The sequence below is a fragment of the Pigmentiphaga litoralis genome, from assembly GCF_014651835.1.
Taxonomy (GTDB): Bacteria; Pseudomonadota; Gammaproteobacteria; order Burkholderiales; family Burkholderiaceae_B; genus Pigmentiphaga; species Pigmentiphaga litoralis.
In genome coordinates this window covers 1254801-1271191 of record NZ_BMXQ01000001.1, presented here as the reverse complement: position 1 = coordinate 1271191, position 16391 = coordinate 1254801, and the positions used below count along the sequence as shown (strand labels likewise).

Annotated in this window: 9 protein-coding genes and 1 pseudogene; 5 read left to right on the top strand and 5 right to left on the bottom strand. The window is 64.5% G+C overall.

Translation table 11 applies throughout. The features are described 5' to 3' along the window. Positions 1-87: 87 nt before the first annotated feature. On the top strand, positions 88-1977 hold the full coding sequence (gene ilvD, locus IE116_RS05600) for a dihydroxy-acid dehydratase (protein ID WP_189610537.1): 1890 nt from the start codon (positions 88-90) through the stop codon (positions 1975-1977). A gap of 203 nt (positions 1978-2180) precedes the next feature. Here ilvD and IE116_RS05595 read toward each other — a convergent pair whose 3' ends face one another. Next, a complete protein-coding gene (locus IE116_RS05595; protein ID WP_189610535.1) occupies positions 2181-2594 on the bottom strand; it encodes a helix-turn-helix domain-containing protein in 414 nt (137 codons plus the stop codon). A gap of 149 nt (positions 2595-2743) precedes the next feature. On the opposite strand from IE116_RS05595, the gene IE116_RS05590 reads away from it, so the two are divergent. Further along, positions 2744-3079, top strand: a complete 336-nt coding sequence (locus IE116_RS05590; protein ID WP_189610533.1) for a hypothetical protein — start codon at positions 2744-2746, stop codon at positions 3077-3079. Positions 3080-3235: 156 nt separating this feature from the next. On the opposite strand, the gene IE116_RS05585 is transcribed toward IE116_RS05590, so the two are convergent. The 4 genes and pseudogenes from IE116_RS05585 to IE116_RS05570 form a co-directional block, all read right to left on the bottom strand. Next, positions 3236-5308 carry a M3 family metallopeptidase gene (locus tag IE116_RS05585; RefSeq protein WP_189610530.1) on the bottom strand — a complete coding sequence of 691 codons (2073 nt, stop codon included), beginning with the start codon at positions 5306-5308 and terminating at the stop codon, positions 3236-3238. 69 nt (positions 5309-5377) lie between these two features. Beyond that, positions 5378-6259, bottom strand: a complete 882-nt coding sequence (gene folD / locus IE116_RS05580; RefSeq protein ID WP_189610528.1) for a bifunctional methylenetetrahydrofolate dehydrogenase/methenyltetrahydrofolate cyclohydrolase FolD — start codon at positions 6257-6259, stop codon at positions 5378-5380. Positions 6260-6477: 218 nt separating this feature from the next. Continuing rightward, positions 6478-7101 carry a response regulator transcription factor gene (locus tag IE116_RS05575; RefSeq protein WP_179587322.1) on the bottom strand — a complete coding sequence of 208 codons (624 nt, stop codon included), beginning with the start codon at positions 7099-7101 and terminating at the stop codon, positions 6478-6480. Next, a pseudogene (locus IE116_RS05570) lies at positions 7098-8684 on the bottom strand (PAS domain-containing sensor histidine kinase); the annotation flags it as partial. The pseudogene IE116_RS05570 and the gene IE116_RS05575, both read right to left, overlap by 4 nt. Before the next feature lie 1068 nt (positions 8685-9752). On the opposite strand from IE116_RS05570, the gene aceE reads away from it, so the two are divergent. The 3 genes from aceE to lpdA all read left to right on the top strand — a co-directional run bounded on the left by aceE (position 9753) and on the right by lpdA (position 16330). Continuing rightward, on the top strand, positions 9753-12464 hold the full coding sequence (aceE, locus tag IE116_RS05565) for a pyruvate dehydrogenase (acetyl-transferring), homodimeric type (RefSeq protein ID WP_189610526.1): 2712 nt from the start codon (positions 9753-9755) through the stop codon (positions 12462-12464). 122 nt (positions 12465-12586) lie between these two features. Continuing rightward, positions 12587-14341 (top strand): dihydrolipoyllysine-residue acetyltransferase, encoded by a 1755-nt coding sequence (gene aceF, locus IE116_RS05560; protein WP_189610524.1) that lies wholly within the window; start codon positions 12587-12589, stop codon positions 14339-14341. Positions 14342-14350: 9 nt separating this feature from the next. Then, positions 14351-16330: a dihydrolipoyl dehydrogenase gene (gene lpdA / locus IE116_RS05555; RefSeq protein WP_189610522.1), complete on the top strand. Its 1980-nt coding sequence runs from the start codon at positions 14351-14353 to the stop codon at positions 16328-16330. Positions 16331-16391 lie beyond the last annotated feature (61 nt).

Below are 16391 nucleotides of genomic sequence, written 5' to 3'. Positions count from 1 at the left end.
GCGAGGCGGCAGCGCCAGCCTGACAGCGCGTCTTGGCGAACAAGCCTATAATTATTGGTTCGCCAGACCCAACTTGTGAGAATTGCTATGCCGCAATACCGTTCACGCACATCGACCCACGGACGCAATATGGCCGGGGCTCGCGCACTATGGCGCGCGACCGGTATGAAGGATGGCGATTTCGGCAAGCCGATCGTGGCCGTCGTCAACTCGTTCACCCAGTTCGTGCCGGGCCACGTGCACTTGAAAGACCTTGGCCAGATGGTCGCGCGCGAGATCGAAGCTGCTGGTGGCGTCGCCAAGGAATTCAACACCATTGCCGTCGATGACGGCATTGCGATGGGCCACGGCGGCATGCTGTATTCGCTGCCGTCGCGCGAGCTGATTGCCGACTCGGTTGAGTACATGGTGAATGCGCATTGCGCCGACGCCATGGTCTGCATCTCGAACTGCGACAAGATCACCCCCGGAATGCTGATGGCCGCCATGCGCCTGAATATCCCGGTCGTGTTCGTGTCGGGCGGTCCGATGGAAGCGGGCAAGGTCATCGAGGCCTATCACCCGTCGGCCGACACCACCGTCAAGGGCCAGAAGGTCATCAAGGTCGATCTGATCGACGCCATGATCAAGGCCGGCGACAGTTCGGTGTCCGACGAAGACGTCGAAAACTACGAACGCTCTGCCTGTCCCACGTGCGGATCGTGCTCGGGCATGTTCACGGCCAACTCCATGAACTGCCTGACCGAAGCGCTGGGCCTGGCCCTGCCGGGCAACGGTTCGCTGCTGGCCACGCACGCCGACCGCAAGCAGCTGTTCCTGCGCGCCGGCCGCCTGGTCGTCGACCTGTGCAAGCGTTACTACGAGCAGGATGATGAAACCGTCCTGCCGCGCAATATTGCGTCCAAGGCGGCGTTTGAAAACGTGATGGCGCTGGACGTGTCGATGGGCGGATCCACCAACACCGTGCTGCACTTGCTGGCCGCAGCGCAGGAAGCCGGCGTCGACTTCACCATGAGCGATATCGACCGCATTTCGCGCAAGGTGCCGTGTCTGTGCAAGGTGGCGCCCGCGACCCAGGAATACCACATGGAAGACGTGCACCGCGCTGGCGGCATCATGTCCATCCTGGGTGAACTGTCGCGTGCCGACCTGCTCGACCTGACGACCTATACCGTCCATTCCAGGACGCTGGGCGACGCGATCAAGAATTACGACATCACGATCACCAAGGACGAGGCCGTGCATTCCATGTACAGCGCCGCGCCGGGCGGCGTGCCCACCCAGGTTGCGTTCAGCCAGGACAAGCGTTTTGCCACCCTGGACGTGGACCGTGCGGGCGGCTGCATTCGCGACAAGGCGCACGCCTTTTCGCAAGACGGCGGCCTGGCTGTGCTGTACGGCAACCTGGCGCTGAATGGCTGCATCGTGAAGACGGCAGGCGTGGACGAAAGCATCCTGAAGTTCAGCGGCCGTGCCCGCGTGTTCCACAGCCAGGACGCTGCGGTGGAAGCCATTCTGGGTGACCAGATCGTGGCCGGCGACGCCATCGTCATCACGTACGAAGGCCCCAAAGGCGGCCCCGGCATGCAGGAAATGCTGTACCCGACGTCCTACATCAAGTCCAAGGGCCTGGGCAAATCGTGCGCCTTGTTCACCGACGGCCGCTTCTCGGGCGGATCATCGGGTCTCGTGATCGGTCACGCATCGCCCGAGGCAGCCGAGGGTGGCAACATCGGTCTCGTGCAGGAAGGCGACATGATCGACATCGACATCCCGAACCGCACGATCCAGCTGCGCGTCAGCGATGCGGACCTGGCGCACCGCCGTCAAGAGATGGCGGCCCTGGGTGCCGACGCCTGGAAGCCGGTCGGCCGCGAACGCATCGTGTCGCAGGCCCTGCAGGCCTACGGCATGATGGCGACGTCTGCCGACCGCGGCGCGGTGCGCGACATCTCGCAACTGACGCGCAAGGCGTAAGCGGCATCGGCTCTACACACAATGGCCGCCCCGGCATGGACTGAGGGGCGGCCATTGTTGTATGCGCGGCGTGAATGGTCGGGGCGACGCAACGTGCCCCGGCCGGATAGTGCTCTGCCAAACCGTGTGAGGCCAGTCAGAGGCGTGGCGCGGGGCGTTGCGCCAGATCGTGAATAGCCAGACCGCCATCCGCGGGATCTCGCTCAGCTTCGTCTGGCGGTCTTCTTCGCGGCTCGGCTGGCGGCTGCCTGCTCGGCAGCGGCTTTCTGTGCCTTGGTCAGCCCACGAAGCATCTGCAATGCAATCTGGCGATGCTGGCTGTCCAGCGCGCTGTAGAGGCGGCGCACGGACTGCATCTCTTCGTCGTAGCGGTTGATCTCGCTGTCGCGCAGCTGGTTTTCGGCTTCAGTGGACGGCGACTCAATCAGCAGGAACAGGTCCGACACGCGCACCTGCAGGGCGGTCGCCACCTGCGCCAGGCGGTCGACGGTCACGGCTTGCTGGCCGCGCTCCATGCGCGACAGATTGCCGGCGTCAAAGCCAGCTTCCATCGCGACGGCTTCGAGGGTCAGCCCGAGGCGCTCGCGGGTCGAACGAATCGCGTACCCGATATGCATGCCCGCATTGTCAAAGTCGCTTGCTCACCACGCAAAGCGCGTGACGCAATGTATTGCTTCATAATTTGCGTCTAATGCAAATGCGGTGCGTGGCGTGCCGGGAAGCCCGGCAATTTGCTTGACGCGGCCGCGCACTGTGGGAGTTGCGTATGGTGCAAACGCGTACGACGGACGTGCCAGTGCTTGTGTTGACCGGCCTGTCGCAACGGGGTTTTACGGAGTGGGTGTTCATGCCCAAGGGCTGGGACGTTGAGGCCGTCCTGCGGCGGTTCCGGTTCTCGGGCACCGCGCGGTCCCGGACGCGTCAATGTCTGGCGACGCCGTCCAGCATCAAGGAGCTCGTGGCGGTGTATGGCGAGGCCGCCATCGCCCCGGCGGGGACACAGGCCAGCTTGACCGAACTGTTGGACAAGGCGCTGATCGCCGTTGAACTGACAGTAATGGCGCCCCAGCGAGTGGGCGCCAGCGGGGCGGAAGCGGCCTGACAGGGCAGGCCGGCGGGGCAGGCGGACAGGGCAAGCCGAGGGGGCAGGCCGACATGGCAGGCCGGCCGGAGCCGACCTCCTCAGCCTGCGGCGCGGGCGTCGGATCTGGCCGGCCTGCACCCGACCCGGGCCTGGCCCGGGTCCCCGCTCAAGCCGTCAGTTCGTTTCAGCCACCATGCCGCTGTGACGCAGCAGGGCGTCGATGCTGGGCTCGCGGCCCCGGAAAGCGCGGAAGGAGTCGATAGCCGGGCGGCTGCCGCCGACCGCCAGGATCTCTTTCCGGAACCGTTCGCCCACCGCCGGCAGCAGCGTGTCGCCACCCGCGCTTTCGATGGCCTTGGCGGCCTCTTCGAACGCGGCATAGGCGTCAGCCGACAGCACCTCGGCCCACTTGTAGCTGTAGTATCCGGCGCCGTATCCGCCCGCAAAGATGTGCGAGAACGAATGCGACGACCGGTGCCACGCCGGCGGGAACAGCACGGCGACTTCATCACGGACGGTCTGCTGCGCAGCAAGCACCTGCTCGATGCTCAGGCCGGTCGTCTGGTGATGCAGCGTCATGTCGAAGAGCGAAAATTCGAGCTGACGCACCGTCTGCAGGCCGACCTGGAAGTTGCGCGCGGCAAGCATCCGGTCGAACAGCACGCGAGGCAGCGCCTCGCCGGTGTCGACGTGGGCGCTCATGCGCGACACGACAGGCCATTCCCAGCAGAAGTTTTCCATGAACTGCGAGGGCAGTTCGATGGCGTCCCACTCGACGCTGGAAAACGGCGAGGCGCCAAGTTCGTCCACTTCGGACAGAACCAGGTGCAGGGCGTGGCCCATTTCGTGGAACAGGGTGATGACGTCGTCGTGCGTGAGCAAGGACGGACGGTTTTCCCCCGGCGCCGCAAAGTTGCAGGTCAAAAAGCCCACCGGCGTCTGCACGCTGCTGTTGCGCAGGCGGCGGTTGCGGTCCAGGTCGACCCACGCGCCACCCTGTTTGCCCGACCGGGCGTACAGGTCGAAATACAGATGGCCGACCAGCTTGCCGTCGCGCGAAATGCGCACCGGCCGTACCGTGGGATGCCACTTGGGCGCATCCACCGTTTCCAGCTTGACCGAAAACAGTTTTTCGACGACTTCGAACAGGCCGGCGATCACGCGCGGCTCGGTAAAGTACTTCTTTACCTCTTGCTCGGAATAGTCATAGCGGTCGGTCCGCAGCTTTTCCGACACGTAGGCCATGTCCCAGGGCTCAAGGTCGTCCATGCCCAGCTTGGCCTTGGCGAACTCACGCAGCTCGGCCACGTCCTTTTGCGCGAACGGCTTGGCGCGTTCGGCCAGGTCACGCAAAAACGTGAACACGGCGTCGGGGTTGCCCGCCATGCGCGATTCCAGCTGCTTGTCGGCAAAGCTCTTGTAGCCCAGCAGGCCCGATTCTTCGGCGCGCAGCGCCAGCAGTTCCGAGATCAGGGGCGAATTGTCGAAAGCGGCGTCGCCCAGTTCGGATGCGCGGGTGCCGTAAGCGCGGTACAGCGTTTCGCGCAGGTTGCGATCATCCGCATACTGCATGACCGGCATGTAACTCGGGATCTGCAGCGTCAGTTTCCAGCCGGTCTTGTCGTCGGCGCGCGCAGCCGCCGCGGCGGCATCCAGCACGTCGGCCGGAATGCCTTTCAGGCGCGCTTCGTCGTCGATGTACAGCGCAAACGCGTCGGTCGCGTCCAGCACGTTTTCCGAGAACTTGTTGGTGATCTCGGCTTCACGCGACGAGATGTCGGCGTAGCGCGCACGTTCTTTTTCCGGCAGTTCGACACCGCTCAGGCGAAAGTCGCGCAGCGCCAGTTCGATGATGCGGCGGCGGGCCGGCGACAACGAGGCGAATTCGGGCGCGTCGTGCACGCGGCGATACTGGCGGTACAGCCCTTCGTGCAGGCCGACCCAGGTCCAGAAGTCGGTCACCGACGGCAGCGCGGCGTTATACGCTTCCCGCAGCTCGGGCGTGTTGACCACCGAATTGAGGTGCCCAGCGGCCGACCACGCGCGCGACAGCCGCTCGGCGGCGTCGTCCAGCGGTTCGATTACGGCGTCCCAGGTCGGGTGCAGGCTGGGATCGGCAGCGCGGTCGACGGCCTGGCGTGCCTGGGCAATCAGCTCGGCGATCGCCGGGCCGATGTGGTCAGGCGTGATGGCGTCGAAGGCCTGCAGATCTTGCGTGGCGAGAAGCGGATTGTCAGTTGCGGTCATAAACGTTTCCCGGCAGTAAGGCGTGAACGGTTCGACCCGCGCGCGGCCAGGCCGCGGCAGGCAGGAAATTCAGGACGGGCGGCCCGGCCTGGAGGCGACGCTGCCAGCGCTGCGCTCGGCGGCTTCCATGGTGTTCACCAGCAGCATGGCAATCGTCATGGGGCCGACGCCGCCCGGTACTGGCGTAATGGCGCCGGCCACTTCCACGGCGGACGCGAAATCCACGTCGCCCGCCAGCTTGCCGTTGTCGAGGCGGTTCATGCCCACATCGATCACGACCGCGCCCGGCTTGATCATGTCGCCGGTGATCATGTTGGCGCGGCCCACGGCCACTACCAGCACGTCGGCACGGCGGGTATGCGCCGCCAGGTCGACCGTCTTGGAATTGCAGATGGTGACGGTTGCCCCGGCTTGCAAGAGCAGCATGGCTTGCGGCTTGCCCACGATGTTGCTGGCGCCGACCACGACGGCTTCGGCGCCGCGCAGGGCCACGCCCTGGTCCTCGAGCATTTTCATGACGCCATAGGGCGTGCACGGGCGGAACAGCGGCTGGCCGGTCATGAGCAGGCCTGCATTCGAAATGTGGAAACCATCCACATCCTTTTCAGCCGCGATGGCTTCGATCACCTTGTGGCTGTCGATATGCTTGGGCAGCGGCAGCTGCACCAGAATGCCGTGCACATCGGGGTCGGTATTCAGCGCGTCGATGCGCGCCAGCAGGTCGGCTTCGCCCAGCGAGGCGGGGTGGTGTTCCAGAATCGACCGCAGGCCCGATTCTTCGCAGGCCTTGACCTTGTTGCGCACATACACTTGCGACGCCGGATTTTCGCCGACCAGGATCACGGCCAGGCAGGGCTGCGTGCCCTGGGCGGTAAGGGCGGCGGCGCGGACGGCGACTTCCTGGCGGACGGATTTGGCAAGTTCAGTGCCGTTGATGAGGCGAGCGGTCATGGGAGCTCCGAAGCGGATGGGGCACGCTAAGCGTGGCGATGCCGGATTTTACCTGAGGGGCCGCCCGCCAAATGGGGGCGCCAGGCTGAAAATGTCCGCGCCACGTGTCCGCGCAGCCCGCACAAAAAGCCTCGCCCCGCCGCGCGTCCAGGGACATGCGGCGGGGCGAGGGTCACCCGGGCAGAAGCCGGCGCGCTGGCGCTGGCGCCGGCGCAGGCTCAGGCGGAAGGGCGGTGGTGCAGGGCCACTTTCATCAGGTCGGCCACGGTCGTGACCTGCAGCTTTTCCATGATGTTGGCGCGGTGCGCCTCGACCGTCTTGATGCTGATGCCAAGGTCATCGGCAATCTGCTTGTTCAGGCGGCCGGCCACGATGCGTTCGAGCACCTGCTGTTCACGCACCGTCAGGCGCGAAAGCAGGGCTTCGTGCCCGCGGCGCGTGGCTTCGTCGGCCGCCTTGGCGTGGGCCTGCTCCAGCATCGCAGCAATGCTCTGGCGCAGGTCGGCCTCGTTGAAGGGCTTTTCGAGGAAGTCGACGGCGCCTTTCTTCATGGTCGCCACTGCCATCGGCACGTCGCCATGACCGGTGATGAACACGATCGGCAGGGTCGAATGCCGCGAGATCAGCTGTTCCTGCAGTTCGAGGCCGGTCATGCCAGGCATGCGCACGTCGGCGATCAGCACGCCGACGGTGGCAGGATCGTAGTCGGCAAGAAAGCGCTCGGCGCTGTCGTACGCGCGGACCCGGTACCCGTTCGCCTCCAACAGCCAGCGTAGTGAATCACGCACTGCCTCATCGTCATCGACAATGAAGACCGTGCTGGACTGGGGACTAATGCTCATTCGGTAAGCTCCTTGGGTGCGGATTCCTGTTCTTGGGCCGGTCCGGTGGCGACGAGCGGACGAACCCAGGGAAGCGTGAACCTGAAAATCGTGCCTCCGTCGGGATTGGGTTCAGCCCAGAGCCGCCCGTGATGGAACTCGATGATCGTCCGGCAGATGTTCAGGCCCATGCCCATGCCTTCCGGCTTGGTGCTGTAGAAGGGCTCGAACAGCCGTTCGGGATCGCCGAGGCCATGTCCGGTATCGGTCACTGCCACTTCAACCATATCTTCGCGCAGGTTCGCTTCCACCAGCAGTTCCCGCCCCGCCGTTTCCTGCATGGCTTCAAGGCCATTCTTGAGCAGGTTCAACAGCACCTGTTCGATCAGGATCGGGTCGGCAAGAACGTCTGGCAACTGTTCTGGTATTTTTTTGACGATATCAATCCGTTTCGGGCGGGAGTCGATCCCGGCAAAACCGACCGCATTATCCACGATCGTGAGCAGGTTGACGCGCTTGCGCTTCGGTTCGCTGCGTTTCACGAATTCGCGGATGCGCCGGATGATCATCCCGGCACGTTCGGCCTGTGCCGTGGTCTTCTCCAGCGCCGGAAGCAGCTTGGTGGAGTCGGTCACACCGGCCCGCACCAGCGCCACGACGCCCATACTATAGTTGGCAATCGCCGTGAGCGGCTGATTCAGTTCATGGGCCAGTGACGAGGCCATTTCGCCCATGGTGATCAGGCGGCTGGTGAGCTGGATCTTTTCCTGCTGCGCGCGCGATGCTTCTTCGGACGCACGCCGTTCGGTAATGTCGCGCGCCACCTGCATGCGTACGCGGCGGCCGTCCGACCACTGCAGCATGCGATGGCGGACTTCGAACCAGCGCTGGGTGGACGACGAATACACCTCGATCGCCTCGTCGGTGAAGCGGCCTCGGCGGCCGGCCGACAGTTCGTCATGGCCGGTCGCCTGCGAACCCAGCACGCGGCGATAGGTCTTGTTGGCAAACAGCAGTTCCGAACCCTTGGCCGATTCGGCCGTGACCGAGATGGCGTCGTCCAGGCCTTCCAGCACCGTCATGAAACGTTCGTGCGCGGCCGCCAAGGCCTCGCGAATGCGCTTGGGCTCGGTGATATCGGTCATGGATGTCATCCAGCCCGTCTGCACGCCGCGTTGATCCAGCAGCGGCGACACATACATCCGCGTCCAGTAGATCGACCCGTCACGCCGCTGCGCTTCCATCTCGAAACCGCTGCTGGGCGCATTGCCGCTCAGAAGCATGTCGATGGCGCGCTGCTGCGCTTCGTGGTCGCCCTGGGGCCAATAGGGGTAGGGTGGCGCGCGGCCGATCAGGTCGGCTTCGTTCCAGCCCATCATGCGGCAGAAGGCCGGATTCACGTAGGTGATGCGGCCTTCCATGTCGATCACGCGCATGCCGGTCAGGATGGCGTTTTCCATGGCCCGCCGAAAGCCCGTTTCGGCAATGAGCGCTTCTTCGGCCTGCGACCGGAAACGGGTATGGCGCCACAGGGCCAGCAGGCTCCAGATGATGACGGCCGACAGCGACACCACCACCCACACCAGCATGGTCTGCGACGTTTCGGTCGTGGTGCGGTAGGCGTGGGCCCGCAGCACCATGCCGTTGCCGGGAGGATCGAGCGGGACTTCGTACGCGTTGACGGCGGCCTTGTCGGCGCGTGAGGACGAGGACACCAGGGTGCGGTCTTCGCCATCCAATATGGACACTTTGTACTTGCGGCCCGTTTCCTGGGGAATCAACTGCTGCAACATGCTGTCAACCGAATAGACAGCGGCCAGATTGCCGAGGAAGCGTTCGTTCTGGAAAACCGGAAGATAGAGGTCGACGTAGACCTCGTTGTACTGGCCCTGGTAGGGGCGGGAGTAGGTGGGGCGATGTTCGTTGCGGGCGATTTCGAAAGCCATGACCGCGCCGGGGTCCGAGACGCCGGGCGTGCTCATGCGGAAGGACTGGCTGGCGCGGCGCTCGGGCGTGGATATCCACTGCGCGTGGCGGTCGGCGTCCACCCAGGCAACGTGGATGATTTCGGGATGTTCGGTCAGCAGTTCCCGGGCGTCATCCAGGAAGCGCCCCTCGTTCATATTGGTACGGACCAGATCGCGTCCCAGCGCGCCGATGCGATCACGGGCCGCCAGCATGCGCAGCCGCATGGACTGCTGGGCCCAGTCGACGTCACGCACCAGGGTGCCATAACGCTGGGCGTCGTCACGGGCATCGAGCCACCACAGGATCGATCCCATGACACAAACGAACAGGCCAAGCGCGATGGCAGGCGTGAGCCAATACCAGCTGCGGCGGCGAAGGCGGACATGCTCCCGGAACGGGGCAGGAATATTGGGAGGCGTAGTGCTGGACATCTGCGTAGTTTACGCAGCCGGGCGGGGCTTTTTGGGCGATTCCGCCTATGTTTGGCACAAGGCCTTCACATTTTTTGGGTGAGACATTTCACATTATGATATGACGCACCGCAGCATGAAATTTAGGTTGCCACGAGGCAAGGCCGCCTTCTAGAATCGCGGCCAAGTTGCTCCTTTTCGTGCGAAATACAGCTTGCGCGGACCAGGCATCGAGGGGCAAAAAGCCCGGCGGATTACCCATCTGCCGGACGACCATAGACTCAGGAGACAGATATGTCCGCTCTTCCTCAGATCGGGGCCGGCGAAGGCGCCGCCAACGACGAAGATACGCTTGAAACCCAGGAATGGCTCGATGCACTCGAGGCGGTACTGGACCGCGAAGGGCCGGACCGTGCCCACTATCTGCTCGAACGTCTGATCGATCACGCCCGCCGCTCGGGCGCCTATATCCCGTTTTCTCCGAACACGGCGTATGTCAATACGATCCCGCCGCACATGGAGCCGCGTCATCCGGGCAAGCTGGACCTTGAAGAGCGCATCCGCTCGTATGTGCGCTGGAACGCCATGGCCATGGTCGTTCGCGCCAACCGGCTGCACCCGGCCGACGGCGGTGACCTGGGTGGTCACATTGCCTCGTTCGCATCGCTCGCCACCATCATCGGCACGGGCCAGAACCATTTCTGGAACGCCGAACATGAAGGCCACGGTGGTGACCTGGTCTACTTCCAGGGCCACTCGTCGCCCGGCATCTACGGCCGCGCCTTCCTTGAAGGCCGCCTGACCGAAGACCAGCTGAACAACTTCCGCCAGGAAGTGGACGGCAAGGGTCTGTCGTCATACCCGCATCCCAAGCTGATGCCCGAGTTCTGGCAGTTCCCGACCGTCTCGATGGGCCTTGGCCCCCTGATGGCGATCTACCAGGCCCGTTTCCTGAAGTACCTGCATGCCCGCGGCATTGCCGACACCAGCAACCGCAAGGTCTGGGTGTTCTGCGGCGACGGCGAGATGGACGAACCCGAATCGCTGGGCGCCATCAGCCTGGCTTCGCGTGAAAACCTCGACAACCTGGTCTTCGTGATCAACTGCAACCTGCAGCGCCTGGACGGTCCGGTGCGCGGCAACGGCAAGATCATCCAGGAACTCGAAGGCGAATTCCGCGGTTCGGGCTGGAACGTCATCAAGCTGATCTGGGGCGGCTACTGGGATCCGCTGCTTGCGCGCGACAAGGAAGGCATCCTGCGCAAGGTCATGGAAGAAACCGTCGACGGCGAGTACCAGGCGTACAAGGCCAACGACGGCGCATTCGTGCGCGAAAAATTCTTTGGCAAGCACCCGGCGCTGCTGGAAATGGTCAGCCGCATGAGCGACGAAGACGTGTGGCGCCTGAACCGTGGCGGCCACGATCCCCACAAGGTGTACGCCGCGTTCGACGCTGCGTCCAAGAGCGTGGGCCGTCCGTCGGTCATCCTGGCCAAGACCATCAAGGGCTACGGCATGGGTACCGCCGGCGAGTCCCGCAACCCGGCTCACCAGCAGAAGAAGCTGGACGCGGACATCATCCGCGCCTATCGCGACCGTTTCAACATCCCGATCGCCGACGACAAGCTGGAAGACGTTCCCTTCTACCAGCCGCCGGAAGATTCGCCAGAAATGCAGTACCTGCACGAGCGCCGCAAGGCCCTGGGCGGTTACCTGCCGAAGCGTCGCCTGAATGCCGATGAGAAGCTGAATGTTCCGCCGCTCTCGACCTTCAAGGCCGTGCTCGACCCGACCGCCGAAGGCCGCGAGATCTCGACCACGCAAGCCTTCGTCCGGATCCTGACGCAGCTGCTGCGTGACAAGGAACTCGGTCCGCGCGTCGTGCCTATCGTGCCCGACGAGTCGCGCACCTTCGGCATGGAAGGCATGTTCCGCCAGATCGGCATCTACGCCCACGAAGGCCAGAAGTACGTTCCGGTCGACAAGGCGCAGGTCATGTACTACCGCGAGTCGGAAGACGGGCAGATCCTGGAAGAAGGCATCAACGAAGCGGGCGCATTCAGCTCGTGGATCGCGGCTGCCACGTCATACTCGACGAACAACCGCATCATGGTGCCGTTCTACATCTATTACTCGATGTTCGGCTTCCAGCGTATCGGCGACCTGGCCTGGGCCGCTGGCGACATGCAGGCCCGGGGCTTCCTGCTGGGCGGCACCGCCGGCCGCACGACGCTGAACGGCGAAGGCCTGCAGCACGAAGACGGTCACAGCCACCTGCTGGCCGCGACCATCCCGAACTGCGTGGCGTACGATCCGACGTTTGCGCATGAACTGGCTGTGATCATCCAGCACGGCATGAAGCGCATGATCCAGGATCAGGAAAACGTTTATTACTACATCACGGTAATGAACGAGAACTACGCGCAGCCGGGTCTGAAGGAAGGCGACGAGCAGGGCATCATCCGCGGCATGTACCCGCTGATGAAGAGCGAAGCCAAGGCCGACCTGAAGGTGCAGTTGCTGGGTTCGGGCACCATCCTGCGCGAAGTCATCGCCGCGAAGGCCTTGCTCGAAGCCGATTGGGGCATCGCCGCCGACGTCTGGAGCGTGACCAGCTTTACCGAGCTGCGCCGCAACGGCCTGGATGCGGAACGCGAGAACCTGCTGCACCCGACTGCGAAGCCGGTGGTGCCGTATGTCACGCAACTGCTGGAAGGCACGACGGGCCCGATCATCGCGTCGACCGACTACATGAAGGCCTTTGGCGACCAGATCCGTCAATTCGTGCCACGCGGCCGCGAGTATCGCGTGCTGGGCACCGACGGTTTCGGCCGTTCGGACTTCCGCACGAAGCTGCGCGAGCACTTCGAAGTGGACCGTCACTTCGTCACGCTGTCGGCCCTGAAGGCGCTGGCGGACGAAGGCAAGATCCCGATGGCCAAGGTGGCCGAAGCGATCACCAAGTACGGCATCAACCCCGAGAAAGCCAACCCCCACTACGCATGATGACGGCCGGGAGGGGACGACGCGACCGGATCGCGCCGCCCCCTTCCTGGCCGGCCCCAGCCCCGCGCACGTGTCGGCGGGGCTGTTGCACGGCCGGGGTCCGGCTTTCCTGGAGATAAGGTATGAGCAATGTGAACGAGCTGAAGGTCCCGGACATCGGTGACTTTGGCGAAGTGGAAGTCATCGAGATCCTGGTGGCGGTGGGCGACACGATCACCGCCGAGCAAAGCCTCGTGACGGTGGAATCGGACAAGTCGTCGATGGAAATCCCGGCTGAAGCAGCGGGTGTCATCAAGGCCATCAAGGTCAAGATCGGCGACAAGGTGAGCCAGGGCACGGTACTGGTCGAAGTCGAAGCGTCGGGCGATGCGCCTGCCGCCAAGCCGGCCCCTGAACCTGCCAAGGCGGCGACGTCGGCAGGTGCGAAGCCGGAAGCCAAGGCTGACGTGAAGGCTGAGTCCAAGCCCGAATCCAAGCCCGAGATCCAGGCCGAAGACGCGCCTGCGGCCGATGCCGCGCCTGCCGGCGGATCCGAACAAATCGTGACCGTGCCGGACATCGGCGATTTCGACGCAGTCGAAGTCATCGAAGTGCTGGTGGCGGTGGGTGACAAGGTCAGCGCCGAGCAGAGCCTGGTGACGGTCGAGTCCGACAAGTCGTCGATGGAAATCCCGACGGCGGTTGCGGGGGAAGTCACCGAAGTGCTGGTCAAGATCGGCGACAAGGTGTCCAAGGGCAGCAACTTGGTCAAGCTGAAGTCGGGTGGCGCCTCCAAGGCTGCCGCGGCGCCGGCTGCCAAGGCCGCGGCCAGCGCACCTGCGCCTGCCGCTCAGGCCGATGCGCCTTCGGCCGCGTCGCAGCAGGCCGGCGCGCAACCAAGCGAGTCGCAGGCCGCCACGCCATCGCGTCCGGCGCCTGCTGCGGCCGTGGATACGCCGGTTGCCGGCGGTCCGAAGGCCCACGCGTCGCCCTCGGTGCGCAAGTTCGCGCGCGAACTGGGTGTGGACCTGACCAAGGTTCCTGCGACCGGTCCCAAGAACCGTGTCACGCCCGACGACGTGCGCAATTATGTCAAGCAGGTCATGGCGCAGGGCGCCGTCGCGCCGGTGGCTGCCGCTGCCGCGCCGGCCGGTGCGGGCGGCGGGCTGCAGGTGCTGGCATGGCCCAAGGTGGACTTTGCCAAATTCGGCGAAGTCGAAGCCAAGCCGCTGTCGCGCATCAAGAAGATTTCCGGTGCGAACCTGCACCGCAACTGGGTGATGATCCCGCACGTCACGAACAACGACGAAGCGGATATCGGCGGCCTGGAAGCGTTCCGCGTGGCGCTGAACAAGGAAAACGAGAAGTCGGGCGTCAAGGTCACAATGCTGGCCTTCCTGATCAAGGCCGTCGTGGCCGCGCTCAAGAAATTCCCCGAGTTCAACGCGTCGCTGGACGGCGACAACCTGGTGCTCAAGAAGTACTTCCACATCGGGTTCGCTGCCGACACGCCCAACGGGCTGGTCGTGCCGGTGATCCGCGACGCGGACAAGAAAGGCATCATGCAGATCGCGGTGGAAACCGGCGAACTGGCCAAGAAGGCACGCGACGGCAAGCTGGGCCCCGCCGAAATGCAGGGCGGCTGCTTCTCGATTTCGTCGCTGGGCGGCATTGGCGGCACGCACTTCACGCCGATCATCAATGCACCCGAAGTCGCGATCCTGGGCGTGAGCAAGTCGGCCATGAAGCCGGTGTGGGATGGCAAGCAATTCGTGCCGCAACTGACGCTGCCGCTGTCGCTGTCGTATGACCACCGTGTCATCGACGGCGCGTCCGCTGCGCGTTTCAACGCCTATCTGGGCGCCGTGCTGGCGGACTTCCGCCGCGTGATCCTGTAAGGAGATGGCATGGCTATTCAACTGAAGGTACCTGATATCGGTGACTTCGACGCCGTCGAAGTGATCGAGATCCTGGTGGCCGTGGGTGACACGGTCAAGGCGGAACAGAGCCTGATCACGGTCGAATCCGACAAGTCGTCCATGGAAATCCCGGCCGACCAGGGCGGGGTGGTCAAGGCCATTTCGGTCAAGATCGGCGACAAGGTCAGCCAGGGCTCGGTGCTGATCGAAATCGAGCCGGACGGCGCTGCGGCGTCGGGCGCGAGCTCTGGCAAGACGGCGTCGGCGCCTCAGGCGTCGGCGACGGGGGGAACGGCCAAGGCCGAAACCGCGCCGGCCAAGATTGACGAACTGGGCGACCAGAGCAATGACAAGCCGGATCCCGATCCGGTGCCGCTGCCTGCCGGTCCGGGCGCCGCGTCGAAAGCCGATGCGCCCCGCGCGTCGGGTTCGTCGGGCGCGAGTGGTTCCGGTGCGGGTGGCTCCAGCGCGGGCTCGTCGGGCGCCGCGGCTGCCGCGGCGTCGTCCAAGCCTGCACGCGCTGACGACAGCTCCGTCCAGACCTACAAGGCCAAGGCCGAGGGCGAGTACGACGTGGTCGTGCTGGGCGCTGGCCCGGGCGGCTACTCGGCGGCGTTCCGCGCGGCCGATCTCGGCCTGAAGGTCGCGATGGTCGAGCGTTATGCGACGCTGGGCGGCGTGTGCCTGAACGTGGGATGCATTCCGTCGAAGGCGCTGCTGCACACCGCAGCGATCATCGACGAAGCCGCTGCGCTGGCCGATCACGGCATCAGCTTCGGCAAGCCGACCATCGACCTCGACAAGCTGCGCGCGTTCAAGGACGGCGTGATCGGCAAGCTGACCGGTGGTCTGGCCGGCATGGCCAAGGCGCGCAAGGTCACGGTGATCCGCGGCGTGGGCACCTTTGTCGACGCCAACACGCTGTCGGTCAAGGCCGACGACGGCGAACAGACGGTCAAGTTCGCCAACGCGATCATCGCGGCGGGCAGCCAGTCGGTCAAATTGCCGTTCGCACCGGAAGACGACCGTATCGTCGATTCCACCGGCGCCTTGCTGCTTAAGGAAGTGCCGAAAAAGATGCTGATCATCGGCGGCGGCATCATCGGGCTGGAAATGGGCACGGTGTACTCGACGCTGGGCGCACGCCTGGACGTGGTCGAAATGATGGACGGCCTGATGCAGGGCGCTGACCGCGACCTGGTCAAGGTCTGGCAGAAGTTCAATGCCCATCGGTTCGACAACATCATGCTCAAGACCAAGACGGTCGGCATCGAAGCGAAGGACGACGGCGTGTGGGTGAGTTTCGAGGGCGAGGGTGCCCCGAAAGAGCCGCAGCGCTACGACCTCGTGCTGCAGGCCGTGGGCCGCAGTCCCAACGGCAAGAAGATCGGCGCCGACAAGGCTGGCGTCGAGGTGTCGGATCGCGGCTTCATTGCCGTGAACAGCCAGATGCGCACCAACGTGCCGAACATTTTTGCGATTGGCGACCTGGTTGGCCAGCCGATGCTGGCGCACAAGGCGGTGCATGAAGGACACGTGGCGGCGGAAGCCGCGGCGGGCCAGAAGAGCCACTTTGACGCGTCGGTGATTCCGTCGGTGGCGTATACCGATCCGGAAGTGGCGTGGGTCGGCATGACCGAAGACGAAGCCAGGAAGCAGGGCCTGAAGATCACCAAGGGCATGTTCCCCTGGGCAGCCTCGGGCCGGGCGATTGCGAATGGCCGCGACGAAGGCTTCACGAAGCTGATTTTCGATGAGGAAACCCATCGCATCATCGGCGGGGGCATCGTCGGCACGCACGCGGGCGATCTGATCAGCGAAGTCGCGCTGGCGATCGAAATGGGGGCGGACATGGTGGATATTGGCAAGACCATCCACCCGCACCCAACCCTGGGCGAGTCCGTCGGCCTGGCCGCGGAAGTGGCCGAAGGCAGTTGCACGGACCTGCCGCCGGCGCGCAAGCGTTAAGGGCAGGGCAGGGGGCGGCTCGGGCTGCTTCCCGCCTCCCGAGGTTGCAGAACGGCCTGCG

Bases quoted from the DNA above. Each gene is read 5' to 3' on its own strand.
- aceE (WP_189610526.1), top strand. From the start codon at position 9,753: ATGTCCGCTCTTCCTCAGATCGGGGCCGGCGAAGGCGCCGCCAACGAC.
- lpdA (WP_189610522.1), top strand. From the start codon at position 14,351: ATGGCTATTCAACTGAAGGTACCTGATATCGGTGACTTCGACGCCGTC.
- folD (WP_189610528.1), bottom strand. From the start codon at position 6,259: ATGACCGCTCGCCTCATCAACGGCACTGAACTTGCCAAATCCGTCCGC.
- ilvD (WP_189610537.1), top strand. From the start codon at position 88: ATGCCGCAATACCGTTCACGCACATCGACCCACGGACGCAATATGGCC.
- IE116_RS05590 (WP_189610533.1), top strand. From the start codon at position 2,744: ATGGTGCAAACGCGTACGACGGACGTGCCAGTGCTTGTGTTGACCGGC.
- IE116_RS05595 (WP_189610535.1), bottom strand. From the start codon at position 2,594: ATGCATATCGGGTACGCGATTCGTTCGACCCGCGAGCGCCTCGGGCTG.
- aceF (WP_189610524.1), top strand. From the start codon at position 12,587: ATGAGCAATGTGAACGAGCTGAAGGTCCCGGACATCGGTGACTTTGGC.
- IE116_RS05575 (WP_179587322.1), bottom strand. From the start codon at position 7,101: ATGAGCATTAGTCCCCAGTCCAGCACGGTCTTCATTGTCGATGACGAT.
- IE116_RS05585 (WP_189610530.1), bottom strand. From the start codon at position 5,308: ATGACCGCAACTGACAATCCGCTTCTCGCCACGCAAGATCTGCAGGCC.